General features: G+C 52.9%; 17 protein-coding genes, 1 tRNA gene and 1 pseudogene. 11 read left to right on the top strand and 8 right to left on the bottom strand.

The genetic code is table 11. The features are described from left to right. Positions 1–59 precede the first annotated feature (59 nt). From V7676_RS05485 to V7676_RS05465, 5 genes are all read left to right on the top strand, one after another. Positions 60–950, top strand: a complete 891-nt coding sequence (locus tag V7676_RS05485) for a 3'-5' exonuclease (RefSeq protein WP_335658633.1) — start codon at positions 60–62, stop codon at positions 948–950. A gap of 71 nt (positions 951–1021) precedes the next feature. After that, positions 1022–1864 (top strand): hypothetical protein, encoded by an 843-nt coding sequence (locus tag V7676_RS05480; RefSeq protein ID WP_335658632.1) that lies wholly within the window; start codon positions 1022–1024, stop codon positions 1862–1864. Positions 1865–2176: 312 nt separating this feature from the next. Beyond that, positions 2177–2629: a hypothetical protein gene (locus tag V7676_RS05475; protein WP_335658631.1), complete on the top strand. Its 453-nt coding sequence runs from the start codon at positions 2177–2179 to the stop codon at positions 2627–2629. 241 nt (positions 2630–2870) lie between these two features. Further along, positions 2871–3551 carry a hypothetical protein gene (locus tag V7676_RS05470; RefSeq protein ID WP_335658630.1) on the top strand — a complete coding sequence of 227 codons (681 nt, stop codon included), beginning with the start codon at positions 2871–2873 and terminating at the stop codon, positions 3549–3551. Between the two features lies 1 nt (position 3552). Then, positions 3553–4371, top strand: coding sequence for a hypothetical protein (locus V7676_RS05465; RefSeq protein ID WP_335658629.1), 819 nt, complete (start codon positions 3553–3555; stop codon positions 4369–4371). Positions 4372–4647: 276 nt separating this feature from the next. Here the strand turns inward: V7676_RS05465 and V7676_RS05460 are convergent, their stop codons facing one another. Beyond that, positions 4648–4872, bottom strand: a complete 225-nt coding sequence (locus V7676_RS05460) for a hypothetical protein (protein WP_335658628.1) — start codon at positions 4870–4872, stop codon at positions 4648–4650. Positions 4873–5030: 158 nt separating this feature from the next. Here V7676_RS05460 and V7676_RS05455 point away from each other — a divergent pair, with 158 nt between their 5' ends. After that, a complete protein-coding gene (locus tag V7676_RS05455) occupies positions 5031–5450 on the top strand; it encodes a hypothetical protein (protein WP_335658627.1) in 420 nt (139 codons plus the stop codon). A gap of 86 nt (positions 5451–5536) precedes the next feature. Here the strand turns inward: V7676_RS05455 and V7676_RS05450 are convergent, their stop codons facing one another. Then, positions 5537–6766 carry a type II toxin-antitoxin system HipA family toxin gene (locus V7676_RS05450; protein WP_335658626.1) on the bottom strand — a complete coding sequence of 410 codons (1230 nt, stop codon included), beginning with the start codon at positions 6764–6766 and terminating at the stop codon, positions 5537–5539. After that, entirely contained in the window at positions 6766–7152 is a 387-nt protein-coding gene (locus V7676_RS05445; protein ID WP_335658625.1) for a helix-turn-helix domain-containing protein, read from the bottom strand. The genes V7676_RS05450 and V7676_RS05445 overlap by 1 nt, the downstream gene beginning before the upstream one ends. Before the next feature lie 103 nt (positions 7153–7255). Here V7676_RS05445 and V7676_RS05440 point away from each other — a divergent pair, with 103 nt between their 5' ends. The 4 genes and pseudogenes from V7676_RS05440 (at position 7256) to V7676_RS05425 (ending at position 10658) form a co-directional block, all read left to right on the top strand. After that, positions 7256–7426: a hypothetical protein gene (locus tag V7676_RS05440; protein ID WP_335658624.1), complete on the top strand. Its 171-nt coding sequence runs from the start codon at positions 7256–7258 to the stop codon at positions 7424–7426. A 736-nt stretch (positions 7427–8162) separates the two neighbouring features. Next, positions 8163–9251, top strand: coding sequence for a hypothetical protein (locus V7676_RS05435; RefSeq protein WP_335658623.1), 1089 nt, complete (start codon positions 8163–8165; stop codon positions 9249–9251). 135 nt (positions 9252–9386) lie between these two features. Next, positions 9387–9599, top strand: a pseudogene (locus V7676_RS05430) (IS3 family transposase); the annotation flags it as partial. Positions 9600–9887: 288 nt separating this feature from the next. Then, a complete protein-coding gene (locus tag V7676_RS05425) occupies positions 9888–10658 on the top strand; it encodes a helix-turn-helix transcriptional regulator (protein ID WP_335658622.1) in 771 nt (256 codons plus the stop codon). 8 nt (positions 10659–10666) lie between these two features. Here V7676_RS05425 and V7676_RS05420 read toward each other — a convergent pair whose 3' ends face one another. Continuing rightward, positions 10667–11971: a tyrosine-type recombinase/integrase gene (locus tag V7676_RS05420; RefSeq protein WP_335658621.1), complete on the bottom strand. Its 1305-nt coding sequence runs from the start codon at positions 11969–11971 to the stop codon at positions 10667–10669. 157 nt (positions 11972–12128) lie between these two features. Continuing rightward, positions 12129–12220: transfer RNA gene (locus tag V7676_RS05415), tRNA-Ser, on the bottom strand. Positions 12221–12514: 294 nt separating this feature from the next. Between V7676_RS05415 and V7676_RS05410 the strand changes: the two genes are divergently transcribed. After that, a complete protein-coding gene (locus tag V7676_RS05410; protein ID WP_442955411.1) occupies positions 12515–13345 on the top strand; it encodes a DUF1134 domain-containing protein in 831 nt (276 codons plus the stop codon). A 7-nt stretch (positions 13346–13352) separates the two neighbouring features. Here the strand turns inward: V7676_RS05410 and V7676_RS05405 are convergent, their stop codons facing one another. Genes V7676_RS05405 through V7676_RS05395 form a run of 3 tightly spaced genes read right to left on the bottom strand, consistent with a single transcriptional unit; the run spans position 13353 to position 15379 of the window. Then, on the bottom strand, positions 13353–13967 hold the full coding sequence (locus V7676_RS05405; RefSeq protein WP_335658619.1) for a riboflavin synthase: 615 nt from the start codon (positions 13965–13967) through the stop codon (positions 13353–13355). A gap of 30 nt (positions 13968–13997) precedes the next feature. Continuing rightward, entirely contained in the window at positions 13998–14975 is a 978-nt protein-coding gene (gene ribD / locus V7676_RS05400) for a bifunctional diaminohydroxyphosphoribosylaminopyrimidine deaminase/5-amino-6-(5-phosphoribosylamino)uracil reductase RibD (RefSeq protein WP_335658618.1), read from the bottom strand. Further along, on the bottom strand, positions 14969–15379 hold the full coding sequence (locus V7676_RS05395) for a hypothetical protein (protein ID WP_335658617.1): 411 nt from the start codon (positions 15377–15379) through the stop codon (positions 14969–14971). The genes ribD and V7676_RS05395 overlap by 7 nt, the downstream gene beginning before the upstream one ends. Positions 15380–15442 lie beyond the last annotated feature (63 nt).

Genomic DNA, 15442 nt, shown 5'->3' with positions numbered 1-15442 from the left:
GAAAAAAGAGCAGTAGCGCTCGGCAAAGCCTCGCCGGTTTCCCAACAGGAGAAACCATAATGAACATGTTACAAAATCAATCAGAGCTGGAAGATATCGCCAAGCGGCTTGACGGTGAAGAAGGCTACCGCGTACTGCGCGCCGTCCCGAAACGCTTTTCCCATATGCCGGAAGATGGCGTGCCGCCCGATGGCAGATGCATTGCAATTCTCGATACAGAAACATCGGGGTTGAACGTTCACGAAGACAAGCTGATCGAACTCGCGATAATGCTGGTGTGGGTGGATGATGACGGAGAGGTCACCGGACATATGGGACCGGTTAGTTGGCTGCAAGATCCTGGCGTAGAACTGGAACCGGAGATCACGTTGATCACCGGCCTCGCCAATCACCATTTGGCCCACAAGCAGATTGATGATGCAGCAGCATTCGGTTTTCTCGATCGAGCAGATCTGCTGGTCGCCCAGAACGCAAAATTCGATCTCGCCTGGATCGAGCAGCGCTACCCAAAGCTGAAAGGAAAGGCCTGGGCTTGTAGCTGTAGCGAGATCGACTGGTTGAAGCTTGGCTACGAAGGACGCTCGCAACAACATCTGCTGGCTCAACATGGCTGGTTCACCAATGCCCATAGGGCTGAGGCAGACGTCTGGTCGCTGTTCTGGTTGCTCCAGCAGCGCCAGCGCGGACCAGGCGACAGTCCGGTCCAGAGCCATCTGCAGCGGCTGCTGGAAGCCGCCGAGACGCCCACCGTGCTCGTGGAAGCGGTACGCGCGCCCTTTTCGGCAAAGGACAAGCTCAAGGCTCGAGGTTATCGGTGGGATGCTGGGCGCCGCATCTGGTGCAAAGAGATGGCAGAGGAAAAGCTGACTGCTGAACGCAGGTGGTTCCGGACCGAGGGGCTTCCGCTGTTCGGCGCCAAAACGATGACCGCAACCGAACGTCACCGATGAAAATCAATCCAACCTATCAACCTGCAAGGCTCGCCATTTCGGCGGGCCTTTTTCATTTAAGGAAATCTAAAATGTCTAACCAAGATTATCTCCAGCAGCAGCTGGCACGCGAAGCCAATCTGTTTGCTGCGCGCGGCAGTGCAGGCAATCAAGGCAGAACCCGCACCTATATCGTTGCTGATTTTGAATATGGCTATGACCGGGACCGCCATAACGGATATGGCGTAGCTGAAGGCAAAGACGCCGAGGAAAAAATACGTTGGCCGTTTCACCGCGTGGCGGCAGCATCCTGGTGCGTAATGCGCTTCAAGCGGGGTTCGGACACTCCGGAGATTCAAGGTCCGGTTGTTCTCTCTTCCAATGACCACAGCGAAAAGGAAATGGTCTCTGCGTTTTTTGACGCCGTGGACCAGGAACCAGGCGCTGTGTTGGTAACATGGGGCGGGGAGCATAAAGATCTGGCCGTTCTGCGCCGAACCGCTGGTGAGTTCGATCTGATCATGCCCGGGCAGCTGCGCGAACTTTCGCCGGTCTCTGAGCGCAGAATTGATTTATGTGACGCTGTCTCGATCCGCGCGGAATCCGTCCATCTTCCGGAATATGCAGCAGCTTGCTCGATTCCCGCAAAGCCGTCGCCATCCAAAACCATTGGCGAACTGGTCGAGAAGGGGATGTGGGGGGACGTCGAGGAGCAGGTGCTGGCTGATGTCATGGCGACAGCGATCATCATGCTGCGCCATCTCAAATCCCACGGGCTGATCCGCTGCGCCATTCCAGCTTGCAGCTTGGCGCTGGCAAACGCAGCAACGGGCGCGAACCCGGACAGCGAGTTTTTGCGCCGAACCTTCAAGCCCTGGGCTCAGCTCAAAGATAGCACAGCCAATTATACCTGTCCGATCTACCGGGCAGCGTAACAAAGTCGAGCCGGCGTCATAACGCAGTCCTGACGACCAGCTCTACCAATATCTTCAACCCCCAAGCGGGCGGCATCTTTGGATGACCGCCCGTATTACTTGTCAGGAATAGTATTATGACAATCGCAATCCATCCGGAGTGGGTTATCCTGTTCTCGGTCGTCTATCATACCTTCCGCAACAATAACCTCTCTCAAGATCAGACGGCGGAATGAGAAAGCAATGGATTGCGAAGTGGCATCATCAAAAAAACCGGAGTGGCGTTTGGGTTCTATAAATTTCTATCCTATAATTTAGAAAAGGAGATTAGACATGCCAAATTTTGTATATGCTGCTTTTAATGTTACCGGTCCGAGCCCGGATATCGAACACTTCTGTTGTAAGATGTTCAAAACCATCTCGGAGAATGGGGTCGACTGCCACGATGCTCTTGGTGGTCCCAAAATCATTTTGGATTATGCTGAAGTTCTGCCGATGCCCCCGGAATGGGAGGATGGCATCGAAGCGTGGGGTGTCAAGGCATGGGGAACAAAGTGGTGTGGTTTTGACGTTGAGCACCGAATGACTGAGGATGGAGGTTTATGGTTCCAGTTCACAAGTGCCTGGAGCTTTCCCGAGGATGCGTTTAAGGCGATTGCGGCTGATTTCCCTTCTCTTGTTTTCGATGGCTCGGCCTATGAGGAGAGCCATGAATTCGAATTTGTCGGGGAGTTCAACGGAGCCAATGATTGGGGCCCTGGAGAGATCGAATGGATCGAGATTTGACCAACGGCTTATCGTCGGCTTGCGCAAAATCTGGAGATCAGGTTTGCGTGGGTAACGGTCGTTGGCCTTCGCGAAATCGTCTAGCGCGAGGCATCACCAATCAATCAATAACTAAAGGAGGCGATATTATGTAGCAAACACGTCAACGCTCTGCAGCAAAACGCTGCACACATCATCAGCATCCCCAAGCCGCTCGACATTCCGTCGTTGCGGCTTTTTTTATATCTGAAGGAAATACATCATGGCGAAGAAGCCAACCAATAATCGCGTCCCGGCAAAGGCCGAGCCCAAGAAACCATATCCAATCGCAGGCACTTCCATCGTGCCGACCCAGCTGTTCCATGTTCCCTCGCTTCAACCAAGGCAGGAAGGGCCATGGCGCGATGAACCGGACAAGCTGGCATGGGTCGATAAAGCCACCGGTATGCCTTGCTTAATGCTGCGCGCCCGAAATGGCACCTTGTCAGGCTACGTCGCGGTGAGCGCCAAGCATCCTCTGTTCGGCTTCGACTACCGCGCTGTTCCAGCAGACCTTGGCATTCAGCCTCACGGCGGCCTGAACTACAGCGCGGCCTGCGATGAAGAAGCGGACGAACGCGTTTCTGTCTGCCATATTTCAGAGCAGCCCCGGGAACGGGGCCGCCAGCCGCGCGGCGAGCAGGAACGGCCTACATTCAATGAAGAACAATGGTGGTTCGGGTTCGCCTGCGACAAATCCTATGATTTGCGTCCTGGCTGCTACCAAGACCATATGTCGGCGGAAAACGGACAGACTTATCGCGGCGAGGATTACGTGTTCACCCAGTGCACAAATCTCGCGCATCAGTTGGCTGCGGCTGGTGGCGAAACGGTTTCGGGCGTTCCCATCGATACAAGCAGCTTTACCGTGCCGCCGGTCGGCCTCGATGCAGGGGAGAAGTGAAATGGACGAGAACATTCCATACGAAAAACGCCGCAATCCCAATCTGCCTTGGGGATACTGGATGGCAGCTCCAGGTGAAACCACAGGCGATCAGGTTCTGATCGATGAAGATGGCAGCCGGTGGGCGTCTGTTCGTGAATGTCTATGGGTCAAGCGCTTTAACATGGCGATGCCCGAGCTGCTTCAGTATATTGACCTCGAACTGGAGTTCCTGCTCACCTTTCTGGTGATCACGGAACGCCGGATCATTCGGGTCGAGGAGAAGGCCATCGACCTTTTCGGCGACTACGACAGGTCCCGGTTCTACCAAAGCTGGCTGATCGACAAGAAGCTCATGACTTATGTCCGGGGCGGTTCCCAATCTACGGAACTCACGCCGGAAGCTTTTGCTATCTTGCTGATGCTCGCCAACACACGCAGCCTGAGGAACCAGCCGCTGCCGGTCGGCCTGCCGACGCTGGAGCGATGGCATGGGCTCGATCCGGAGGCCATGACGCCCGAATGGGAAGCAGCGCTGCAGAAACTCGAGCGTTATGCAGGTCAGCTGCCATATCGGTTTGAGCGGGTGATGATCGGGAAACTCAATGCCATTCGCCTTGTCGGCGACGGGCTTGGTCCGAACATCCCGCTGCGCCGAACATTGTGGTCGCTCACCTTCCCGGATCAATATGCGCGGGACCGGTTCTACTTCTGGCTTTGCCACCGCGTTGATCGATGGAGCGACTGGGGAGCTCGCGCCTGGCAGAATGGGCCCCGAGCGCTCAGCGAATATTTGCTGCAGCTGAAATTTGCGGACGAACGGGCCGTGATGCCAGACTGACCAAGCAGCATGATGCCAAAACAACGGGCGGTCTCTTCGGAGGCCGCCCGTTGTCATTTGTCAGGAGGCAAAATTGCCAAAAACCCACTTGCCTCTGGTTCATCCGGAGCACCTCGTCGCCTACTCTCTCGTGCTTCATCCGCCTACCAGCTCGCCTCCTGCCGGTCTACTTTTAGGACCAGCCGTTGGCTACTGGAATGACCGGAATTGGGAAGGATTTCGGGCGCCGCTAGGCGTACTAAATCCTCTAATGCAGGAACCCGCGTTAGTCATGCGCTACGCTATGAGGATTTCAGATTTGGGTTGGTTTTGCCGATGAGAGGTTCGGCGGTTTTGCACGTCATGGCCGGTAACATGATATGCGGTTTTGGTTGGTTTGCGCGCTATTGTTGAGGTAAATGTGAGCTTTCCCGCTCCGGCATTTGTTGCACGCGCAAACGGGATGATCGCCAGAAGCGGTTGTGCAGCGGCGTTATGCAGATACTGGTCATGCCGGGTCATGACGCGACAATCCGGGCTGGGAGGGTCTGTTTTGGCGGTCCTCGGGATTGCATCCAGCGCTCGAACGTATCGATGATGATCATAGGTCCGTCGCAGCAGGGACAAGGCGGATACGCGCAGAGTTGACTTGGGCGGGCGGCACTTTGGAACAGATATTCATGGTGAAAGTCACTGATCCCGAAAACAAAAAGCCATCAAACAAACCTGGTGAAGCCCCCGATGACCGCCTGAGTTCGCCAGAGCCGGTAATGGTCTATAAGGAGCCGCGTGAGGACGGATTGAACGCCGTCTATATCAACATGGACTGTACGGCGTTGCTGAACTGCCGCAGTAGCCTAAAGACCGCAGAGGCGATTTCGGTCGCGGAAAAGCGCTACTTCTCCGCCGTCTATTTTCACACCCTGTTTCTGTTTGCCATAACTAAGAATCGCAAATATTCGGCTCATCGGGAGGCAAATGACGCCGTAGAGGAATCTGCCGAACTTACCGAATACATTTCCGACCTTTTCACGAATGCCTACGCTCAATTCCTGCTCAGTTTTGATACCCAAGAATTGATAAGTGCATTGGAAGCTTGAAGGAAGGAAACACCTTAGTGAAGCCGACATAAGCTAATTTCATTCTGCCCTTCAACTCTGTAATAGTATGCGCAGTCTGCAGCATTCTAGACGCCTAGCTTTTGAGCCGCCTCAGCTTCTGCGTGCTCGAACGCGGTAGCATAGCTCCGTATCTCATCAGATGACGCACCGGCGTCGCGCAAGGCCGGTTTCCAGTTATTCGCGATTTTATTGGCCATATGTAGTGCATGTTGCTCGGCATCGGCTGACGTCAAATCGAAAAACTCACAGGCCTCCAGAGCGATATCGAGTGAGGCGTCGAACGAACCGCCCTGGACGATACCGGTCTCCAAGACCCTATGGCGTGATGGCGAGGGATTGATATCGAAGGCCGGAGAGAGCCGCCATCGATCCCCACCCGCATAGATAAAGCCATGGTTCTTCAGATGATCGTCCTTGTTCGACACGAGGATCGTGAAAACGATCCGCCGCCAGAGTTCATGCAGATCATCGACGGGCTTGCTGGAAATCTGCCGAATGACATCGGCGATATCGGTGTAGAAGCCACCTTCGTCACCCTGCCAGTCCAGCGCTGTTCTGGCTGAAATATAGGGGATACGAATGTCACCGCGGCGGTCGAACCGCCGGATGAGCGCAATCGGACTGTCGCTGTCACGCAATTCCAGCTTCGCGTCGGCGACCCGCAGTCCGCACATGGCCGCGAGTTTCAACGTGGCGACCTCGGCGCGTTCAACAGGCTTGGTGTCTTGCGCCGACGTGAACTTGGCAATCCAGAGTTGCCCGTCACCTTCCACATTGGCCTTCGGGCGTGCACCGCCGAGCGAGCCGGCAATACCGGCGAGATCGCGCGCCTCTTCCTCTGCGCCGCCTGGATCGCGCTCGAACCGCTGGGCAAGCCCTCGCAAACGTTCAAGTTCGACCAGACGCGGGATCGGCGGCGTCAAATCGGACAGCGGCTCCATGTCGTCGCCGAGAAACCGCAAGGCCCCCTGACGCGTGCGGTCATCGGACAGCACCAGATAGTCGAACTCGCTGAGGCCGCCGCCAAGCGCCTTGGTCATCAAAGCCCGCCCCCAGGCATCCGGCGCGGCGTCGGCAAAGCATCCGGACAGAGCCGAACGCTTGTCCTCCTTGCCGGTGCTGAAGTGGCTCCCTTCGCGCAGGGGCAATCCCGGCGACAGTGCGAAACGGTCGGATGCTGCCAGCCACTCGTCGGCGTACTCAAACTGCGAATGCTGACGCCGACCGTCACTCTCGAAGCGCAGACGGCCGACGACACGCTTGCCTTCCCCAAGGGCGACGATCGCTTCCGGCATCAGAAGCCGACCCCTTCTTCATCATCCGCATCGGACAAGGGGGCTGATTGGCCTTTGCCGGATGACGGCGATCCGGGCTTTCGCTTGCGATCGATCCGTTTGGGAAGTGTCTCCCGATCAAGAAGCAGCCCGGTATCATCGGACCCGACATCGAGGAAATCGGAAATGCGCTCGATCTCGCCGAGGACGAGGCAGGCCATCGCCAGCGTGCCGATGCTGACACCGTCGTCGCCTTTCTCCAGGCGCGTAACAGTGCTTTCGGACACGCCGACCCGCTCGGCGAATCCCTTAACGGAGATGCGCCGCTTCAAGCGCGCTGTCTTTATGTTTGCGCCCAGAGCTTCAAGCGCCCGGCGTGCGTTCAGTGAACTTACCCTAACTGCCATATCTGACGCTCTTTTCTTTATTAGCCGTCAAATATGACTGTTAGCGGGAAAAGGGCGTGGTAGCAACTATCTTCGAGACTTCATACGACCATGCTTCCAAGCGATGCGCGAGGAAGGCGTGGACGAGGAGCAGATCGCCGCTGCGTTCTTCGTCGATATAGTCAGACAGCGATTGCAACTGGCAGCAGTCATTGAGGCGTTACTCGATTTTTATGCCGAGGATCAGCTGCGCGCGGACGAGGACACCTATATGCCGTCGGTCGCCTGGGCCTAGACCCCCAAGCCATGACGCCCGAATGGGAAGCAGCGCTACAGAAACTAGAGCGCTATACCGACCGGCTACCATACCGGTTTGAGCGGGTAATGATCGGCAAGCTCAATGCGATTCGCCTTGTCGGCGATGGGATGGGGTCAAACATTCCGCTCCGCCGCACATTATGGTCGCTCACCTTCCCCGATCAATATGCCCGGGACCGGTTCTACTGCTGGCTTTGCCACCACATCGATCGGTGGAGCGATTGGGGGACGCGCGCTTGGCAGAATGGGCCCCGAGCGCTCAGCGAATATTTACTGCAGCTGAAATTCGCGGACGAACGGGCCGTGACGCCAGACCGACCAAGCAGCATAATGCCAAGAACAACGGGCGGTCTTTTCGAAGGCCGCCCGTTGTCATTTATCAGGGGGCAAAATTGCCAAAGAGTCATTTGCCTTTGGTTCATGCGGAGCAACTCGTCGCTTACCCTTTCGTGCATCATGAGCCGCATCCACAGAAGGCCCTACGTATATACAGTCGCAAATCATCTGACGACGAGCATGAAAGTATAACAACATAATATGAAATTATGAAGGTCAACATTGTGCTAATGGTTGATCAATTTATATAAAAACCTAATAGATTATCAAAATTATAAAGACCTATTATCAATAACTTAAGTTCAGATCGTAAAGTTATTGTATAATTTTACGGCCCTTCGTTTGGCTCAGAGAATACTTCATCCTATAAACCAATTATGAATAATTATATTAGTAAAGTCCACCGTATCGATTACGGTGCCTGTACCAAAACCGTCAGTGGATATACCTGGGATGGCTTTACCGAAATTGACGAGCATACGCACGTTGTAGCCGCAGTTTATGAAAAGGTTTTGACCAAATTATCCAAATACAGTGATAGCCGTATTTCGCTAATTTCTATCATTAGCTCAGGTTTCTGTTATCAAAGCGGCAGCAACATCGAATTAGAGCTACAATTCCCTAATGGATTGGTCATGGAAGTAGACTGTGGACTTATTTTATTAGAAAAGGACGGTATACCCACAAATGATATTTTTGAAGTCGGATCTGATATCGATTTTCTTCTCGAAGAATGTGAATACAGAGACATTAATCAAATTGCCAACCAATTTAGCGCAATGCGGCTGCAAATTAATAAGGAATTTGCAAAATGGTCGCTAGATAATGATGCTCACGTGGATCTTATAGATTTTAAAATGAAATTGACCTCTGAATGGCAAGAACATTTCACGCCAGCGGTAGAAATGATTGTGAACTGTTTAGATGAAGCCCTTATACCTTCAAAACGCGTTATTGAAGCTGACAATCCCGAAGATGCGCTAAAAGAGGTAATGGCATTACACAAAGAAATAAAAACGCGTACGAAATTAAAGGTTAAATTCGGATTAGAGGGAGCGGACGGTACAATTGACCTAATAACCCTTAGATCATTACTAAACAGTGATGGCTCGCCTATGCCTGTTGAAGGGTATTTAAATTCTATTAAAGATCCGTCGCGTAATACTAATCTGGAATCACATCGTGGTCACCTATACCTAGTAAGATCCTTCCATGATTCGGTGCACATATTTTTTAATTACAATTATATAAGAATATCTGATCAATCATTTCCGAGCATTGTCTGTAGTAACGCATCTGGGAAACCAATCACTGATTATATAACACACCGCTTTTTAACATCAGAAGTTATTATAAAGACTATGACATCCGTAACTGAATATGGTCGTCAATATATAGAGATTTTTGTCGAGCAACCCAAATTCTACTATTGTCGCGGCACAGGTCGTTTCTGGGCAACGGAATAAGATGAATGATCAGATCGAACGATCTGATGGCTTTTTATCTCAAATGTACGTTGCACCAGAACATTAATTGTCGATCTTCCTTTTGGCTCAACGAAATTGATATTATCCCTGTTCTAAAGCCAACCATTCAAAAGCATCAGCCCGCGCGAACTGGCTATGCGGTTTGCCGATGAGAAGCGCTACTTCGTGTCGGAAGCCACGGTTTACCGCCTGCTGAAGGCTCATGACCCGATTATCAGCCCGGCTTAACTGGTGATAAAAGCGGCGGACCGCTTCCATAGCCAGACCACCCGGATCAACGAGATGTGGCAGACCGACTTCACCTATTTCAAGATCATTGGCTGGGGGTGCCTTGGCTTTGACATGATGCACGGCATCATGCGCCGCCTGTGACGTGACCCCCAACGTTCATCCATTTGCGATTAGAGTCTTAGCATTGTTGTTGCGCACATGCGCGGGTGAAGCAAGGGGCTGCGTGGCGTACGTGCAACTTGCGCGTTTGCTCCGTTGCATCAGCTGCTCTTTTTTTGGATCCACATTCGCCAGCCCAACCGGATTCTGGGCGCCAAATACGTTAAAGATGCGTGACCGGCAGATTTAGCAATTCGTAATCGTTCGGGCCTTATAGACACAGTCATGATAGAAACGATTCGACCTTGGTCTATTTATGAAGGCCGCCTGAGTGCGGGCTCTGCTGGACGTATTCCGCTGGAAATGGCTTTTGCCATGCTGGTGTCCGACCGCGTTGGTGTTGAAGCATATGAACTGCTCGACATATTTAGCGCTCCTTCCGATGACGGCGATAACGACATCATGCGCGAATTGGTTCGCTTGGAGGCTGAACTAATGTCCGACGAGATATTGAACGGCAACTTATCGACTTATGCCCGTCCCATTGGCGGTGGAGACATCGTCACTCTTAAACCGGGTGTTTGGGAGATTGACGAACCGCTTGACCGTTTCGCAGTTGCGGCGCTCAATATTGAACATTGGATGGACGCGCAGGCAGAGCCGACCCACCGCATATTTGTTGGTGAAGAGCAGTTCAAAAAATGGGCTGGCGATTTGATGCGTCCTGAAGCCTTTGGTGTGGAGGATGTCGATCAGATTTTTGATCCGTTGGGTCATGATCGAAAGCTATCTGCAGAAAATGCCACGATGTACCGACATGGTGCCAGCAACCCAAATTCGAACCAGATCATATCAAGCGATCCGCCAGGCGTTGGGCCGAAATTGCTCAAGCTGCCTGCCGTTAAGAATATGGTCAGCCTCAGCAGGTCATCGATATATAGCAAAATTGACCAGAAAACATTTCCCGAGCAAACAAAAATCGGCGGCGGATCCTTCTGGCTGGAATCCGAAATTGTGCAATGGATCGAGGAAAATGCCAATAAGCGGCAAGCCTAATCTCACTGTTAGCGCCGGGGACTGTTGATAATCTCACTTGAAGGAACGGCACCTTCCATAATCATATCAGCCCATATTCCAGCTATTTCTCTTCTTCGTGCCATGTATCGAGCTCTATTATAGACAAGCTCGGTCGCTGACATTCCTGATGGCGTGTGGGCAAGCATCAAATCGATGATGAACCGGTCAGCCAGCAACCGCGCGTCCTGACCCAGTTCCCGTTCAGCCATTTCGTTCATGATGGTAGAGAAGCTGCTGCGCCAGCCATGAGGCACATGCTTTCCTTGATACCCCTCCCGGTTATAAAGAAAGCCAATCGCATTTTCGCTCATTGGCTTTAAACCGGATAGTGAATTCGGAAACACATATTGATCGCGTCCGGTGAGCCATCTTACAGCCCGCAACGTTTCAACAGCCTGCGGTGCAAGCGGAACGCTGTGATCATATTCGGCATTTACTCGCAGCTTCAGTTCCATTTTTAGCTTCGATGCTGGAACGGTCCACAAAGCTTCCGAGATGTCCGCATCAGCATTGCCCCAATCAATTCCACTGACGTCGCGCCACTCCATCTGCCTCACCATACCCGGCCGCTGACAGGTGAGTGCCAGAAACCGCGCGCCCAATCTTGTGATGGGCGAGGCGCCAGCCTGATCTGTGTCAGACATCAACTTGCGTATACCATCCACCGAAAGAATTGCCGGGAATTTGCGTGATGGGGGCACCGGTTGCAGCGCCTGACCAATATGGGTTGCAGGGTTATCTACCTTGATGCCTATCGACCGGGCATAGACAAACACTGCGTTTATCCTTTGCCTAAGCCGGTGGGCTGTCTCGATCGCTCCGCGGTTTTCAACCATTCGCAATACGACCAGCAATAGTTGCTCATCAATTTCAGTGAGCGGCATCGGACCCAGTATAGGAAATATATCTCGTTCAAGACTTCTAATGACGTCTTTGGCGTGGATAGGCTTCCAACGCGGTTGCCTGAGATCGTACCATTCACGAGCTAGCACCTCAAAACTTTTGGAGCCGGTCGTATCGCCGACCAGTTGCAAGCGAATAAACGAATGTCGCGGATCACGGCCTGCGCGCAGTAATTTACGAGCTTCGTTGCGCTTCTCCCGGGCCTCAGCCAAGGATGTATCGGGGTAAGTTCCTAATATAAGCAATTGCTCCTTCTTTTCGAATCGGAACTTGAACCGCCACGTTTTGCGACCTTTTTTAGAAACATGAAGGAACAGGCTGTTTCCGTCGCTTATTTTATATGGTTTTTCCTTGGGAGCCGCAGCTCTTACCGCTTTGTCCGTCAGCATTCTATACCCCCTTTTTGATAGACCCTTACCCCCAATACACCCCTATCTTGCTCTGGATAAGCTCGGACGGGGCTGGACGGAATCTATAAGAAATCGCTGAAAAAGCTTAGTTTTTCAAGCGTATCTGGACAGTAGAGGATTTGTTTGGAAAAGCAAATGGCGGACACGGAGGGATTCGAACCCTCGAAGGACCGTGAGGCCCTTGCCTCCTTAGCAGGGAGGTGGTTTCAGCCGCTCACCCACGTGTCCGCATGACTGGCTTGGCCAAGGTCATGCGCTATAACGGGGCATTGCAGCACCTGCAATGGGTAAAGTGCCTGTTATAGCGTGGATTATACCGGCTTGCCTGAAAAGCGCCGTGCAGCGGGACTGTTGGGGCGAAATAGTTCAGATAATGCACAAAAATCCCGTGAGAATGCTCAGCAGGCCGCAAAATCGACTCGGGTCGTCGTCCGTTCATTGCGTAGTCATCGCGAAACGCCAAGGTCAGGCTTGGCTGGTATGGGAAGGAGTTTACCCATGACTAAGTCATGCCCAAAGGAAATGTTTGTGAAAAAATATCCGCGTGAGTCTATCGGCAAAAAATTATTGGGGTTGCTCGCGGTTGTTACGCTTGCCTCTGTGCCGACCTTGTCCCCTGCTTTCGCGCAGGTCCAGACGATCGATCCGAATAATGCGATTGATGCAGATCTCAATACCCCGGATTATGACGGAAATTTTGAACCCCAGAATTCTGGAACCGTCGCCGCGCAGGGCACGCAAATGGATAGCGATATTAACAGCGATCTTGTTCAGCCGGGCCAGACATATGATGGCACGACCTACAATGATGCCGTGAACGAAAACGGCTATAACCAAAATGGTGGCGCGGTTGCCAATGTCGATGATGCGACCACCTATCAGGACGATGACCTGATCGGCGCGGCAGAAGGCGTGTTCGGTAAAGGCGCTAAAGGCCTTGCTGGAGTGATCGAAGATATTTTGAAGAAGCAAGGGCGCCCTAATGCCTATATAACCGGGCGTGAAGCGTCCGGTGCATTTGTCGTTGGTCTGCGTTATGGCTCTGGCATGCTGCACCACAAAATCGAGGGGGAAAGACCAGTCTATTGGACCGGACCTTCTGTCGGTTTTGATATCGGTGGCAATGCGGCGAACACGTTCGTACTAGTTTACAATCTGTATGATACAGAAGACCTTTACCAGCGCTTTCCTGCGGGGGAGGGCGCGGCCTATTTCATAGGCGGCTTCCATGTGAGCTATTTGCGGAGCGGCGACAAAGTGCTGATCCCGGTCCGTCTGGGTGCGGGCCTGCGGCTAGGTGCAAATGTTGGCTACATGAAGTTCAGCAAGAAACAGAACTGGCTTCCATTCTGAAGCAGATCTAGCCTGTAATGGCGCGCAATTTTTCCATCCGGGACAGATAGCGCGCCAATATATCAATTTCTAAATTCACCTGATCGCCGGCTTTCAAGTCGGCAAAGGTTGTGACGCTCGACGTATGCGGGATGATGTTCAGGCCAAAGATGGTGCTGCCATCCGATTGGTCGTCCACGGTGTTCACGGTTAGCGAAATCCCATCCACTGTGATCGAGCCTTTTGGAGCCAGATAGGGCGCGATATCCTTTGGCGCGTGGATGCGGATGGGATGCGAATCGCCTTTTGTTTCAATGGATATGACTTCCCCGACGGCATCCACATGGCCGGTAACAATATGGCCGCCCAGTTCATCGCCCACTTTCAATGCTCGTTCAAGATTCAGCTTTCGCCCTTGTGTCCACATGGATTGTGCAGTTTTGGAAATACTCTCTGCCGAGATATCAATGGCAAACCAGTCTGATCCTTTGTCAACAACCGTCAAGCAGGCACCAGAACAAGCAATAGATGCGCCGATATCCACGCCGTTCATGTCATAATGGCAAGCTATGACCAGCCGCAAATCGCCGCGCTCTTCTACTTTGGTGATGGTGCCGATATCAGAAACTATGCCTGTGAACATAAAGCGCCTTTAATAGATTAAGCGACGAACTTAGGCGGCGCGCTCGTATATCTCAAGCATATCCTGACCCAAATCGCGGCGATCTTGCCGAATCCATTGGCCATGTGTGACGTCAAGACTGTTCAGGCCAATATCCGCTATGCTCGGCAAGCCGCCGCCAATGATAATAGGGGCGCGATATAATAGCAGTCGGTCGACCAGATCGGCTTTGAGGAAAGACGTCGCCGTTGCAGCGCCGCCTTCGACCAAGAGCCAGTTTATCCGCTCTAATCCTGATATGGCTTCGGGCTCGTCGATTTTGAGCCAATGATCGGCAACTTCTGCTTTGCCTAGCACGATAGGTGTCGGAGAGCGATTTTCCAGACCGGGTGAGCGGACATCCAGTCCCGGATTGTCGGCGGCTACCGTACCAGCGCCTACCAAAATTGCATCACAGCGCGCCCGTTCAAGATGCGCATGCGCGCGAGCACGGTCTCCGGTGATCCATTTGCTCGACCCGTCAGCCATCGCAATACATCCATCCAGTGACATTGCGAGTTTCAAGGTGACGTGCGGCCGGCCTTTTTCCATGCGTGTGAAAAAACCAGCCATTGCGCGATAGGCTTGTTGTTCGAGGACACCCACGGACACAGAAATTCCAGCATCACCTAACCGATCAATGCCATGGCGCCTTGTTCTTTCATCAATGTCCAAGGTGGCAAGGACCACTCGAGCGGGCGCGGCCTCTATCACAAGATCGGCGCAAGTCGGCCCCCGTGTGCTTTCATGTGCACAAGGTTCCATTGTCACATAGATATCAGCCCCTTTGGCTGCCGTTCCGGCTTGGGCAAGGGCCATGGCCTCGGCATGGGGGCGACCGCCGGGTTGTGTCCACCCACGGCCGATAATCAATCCATCTTTGACGATGATACAGCCGACATTGGGATTCTCGCCTGTCCTGCCGCGCCCGCGTTGGGACAGCGCGATGGCGGCCGCCATAAAGCGGGTATCGTTATTGCGGGCTAGCATCGAACGCCAGCTGGCCGTGCGACCTCTACTTCGCCGCGCGCTAGCCGCTCGGCTTTGGCTTCGCGCTCAATCGCGTCGACGTCCATGCCCGACATCCGGCCTAATGTTTTCATTGATTCTCGCCGCTTGGTCTCATGCTTGTCTTTCAAGCATTGCACGGCCCACCGGTCGGCCAATATATCTTCATCAGTGCGATCTAACGACCAGTTTTCGACGTAGGTAATTTCTTGTTTTTTCGGTGTGTCCGTATTGACCTTCGAGTCGATGATGAACAGGAAAAAGATAAATCCGGAACACAGAAACGCCAGAAAAGCAGGGAGTGCCTGTTCTCTTGGATTGCGTTTCAACATTGTGAATAAGTCCCGAAGGCCTCCGCCAACGGATACATCTTTTAACATTTTCATGACCATTAAATAGGGAGCAAAAGTCCTTATGACTAGTCCCAACGCGGGGGCATGACATTACGA

Source organism: Parasphingorhabdus sp., assembly GCF_036963805.1.
Lineage (GTDB): Bacteria > Pseudomonadota > Alphaproteobacteria > Sphingomonadales > Sphingomonadaceae > Parasphingorhabdus.
The sequence above is the reverse complement of the archived record's forward strand: the minus strand, read 5'-3'. Positions and strand labels throughout refer to the sequence as shown.

What these genes read in the sequence shown, in the direction of transcription:
- V7676_RS05485 (WP_335658633.1), top strand. Translation starts at nt 60, where the DNA reads ATGAACATGTTACAAAATCAATCAGAGCTGGAAGATATCGCCAAGCGG.
- V7676_RS05480 (WP_335658632.1), top strand. Translation starts at nt 1,022, where the DNA reads ATGTCTAACCAAGATTATCTCCAGCAGCAGCTGGCACGCGAAGCCAAT.
- V7676_RS05475 (WP_335658631.1), top strand. Translation starts at nt 2,177, where the DNA reads ATGCCAAATTTTGTATATGCTGCTTTTAATGTTACCGGTCCGAGCCCG.
- V7676_RS05470 (WP_335658630.1), top strand. Translation starts at nt 2,871, where the DNA reads ATGGCGAAGAAGCCAACCAATAATCGCGTCCCGGCAAAGGCCGAGCCC.
- V7676_RS05465 (WP_335658629.1), top strand. Translation starts at nt 3,553, where the DNA reads ATGGACGAGAACATTCCATACGAAAAACGCCGCAATCCCAATCTGCCT.
- V7676_RS05460 (WP_335658628.1), bottom strand. Translation starts at nt 4,872, where the DNA reads ATGACCCGGCATGACCAGTATCTGCATAACGCCGCTGCACAACCGCTT.
- V7676_RS05455 (WP_335658627.1), top strand. Translation starts at nt 5,031, where the DNA reads ATGGTGAAAGTCACTGATCCCGAAAACAAAAAGCCATCAAACAAACCT.
- V7676_RS05450 (WP_335658626.1), bottom strand. Translation starts at nt 6,766, where the DNA reads ATGCCGGAAGCGATCGTCGCCCTTGGGGAAGGCAAGCGTGTCGTCGGC.
- V7676_RS05445 (WP_335658625.1), bottom strand. Translation starts at nt 7,152, where the DNA reads ATGGCAGTTAGGGTAAGTTCACTGAACGCACGCCGGGCGCTTGAAGCT.
- V7676_RS05440 (WP_335658624.1), top strand. Translation starts at nt 7,256, where the DNA reads ATGCGCGAGGAAGGCGTGGACGAGGAGCAGATCGCCGCTGCGTTCTTC.
- V7676_RS05435 (WP_335658623.1), top strand. Translation starts at nt 8,163, where the DNA reads ATGAATAATTATATTAGTAAAGTCCACCGTATCGATTACGGTGCCTGT.
- V7676_RS05425 (WP_335658622.1), top strand. Translation starts at nt 9,888, where the DNA reads ATGATAGAAACGATTCGACCTTGGTCTATTTATGAAGGCCGCCTGAGT.
- V7676_RS05420 (WP_335658621.1), bottom strand. Translation starts at nt 11,971, where the DNA reads ATGCTGACGGACAAAGCGGTAAGAGCTGCGGCTCCCAAGGAAAAACCA.
- V7676_RS05410 (WP_442955411.1), top strand. Translation starts at nt 12,515, where the DNA reads ATGTTTGTGAAAAAATATCCGCGTGAGTCTATCGGCAAAAAATTATTG.
- V7676_RS05405 (WP_335658619.1), bottom strand. Translation starts at nt 13,967, where the DNA reads ATGTTCACAGGCATAGTTTCTGATATCGGCACCATCACCAAAGTAGAA.
- ribD (WP_335658618.1), bottom strand. Translation starts at nt 14,975, where the DNA reads ATGCTAGCCCGCAATAACGATACCCGCTTTATGGCGGCCGCCATCGCG.
- V7676_RS05395 (WP_335658617.1), bottom strand. Translation starts at nt 15,379, where the DNA reads ATGAAAATGTTAAAAGATGTATCCGTTGGCGGAGGCCTTCGGGACTTA.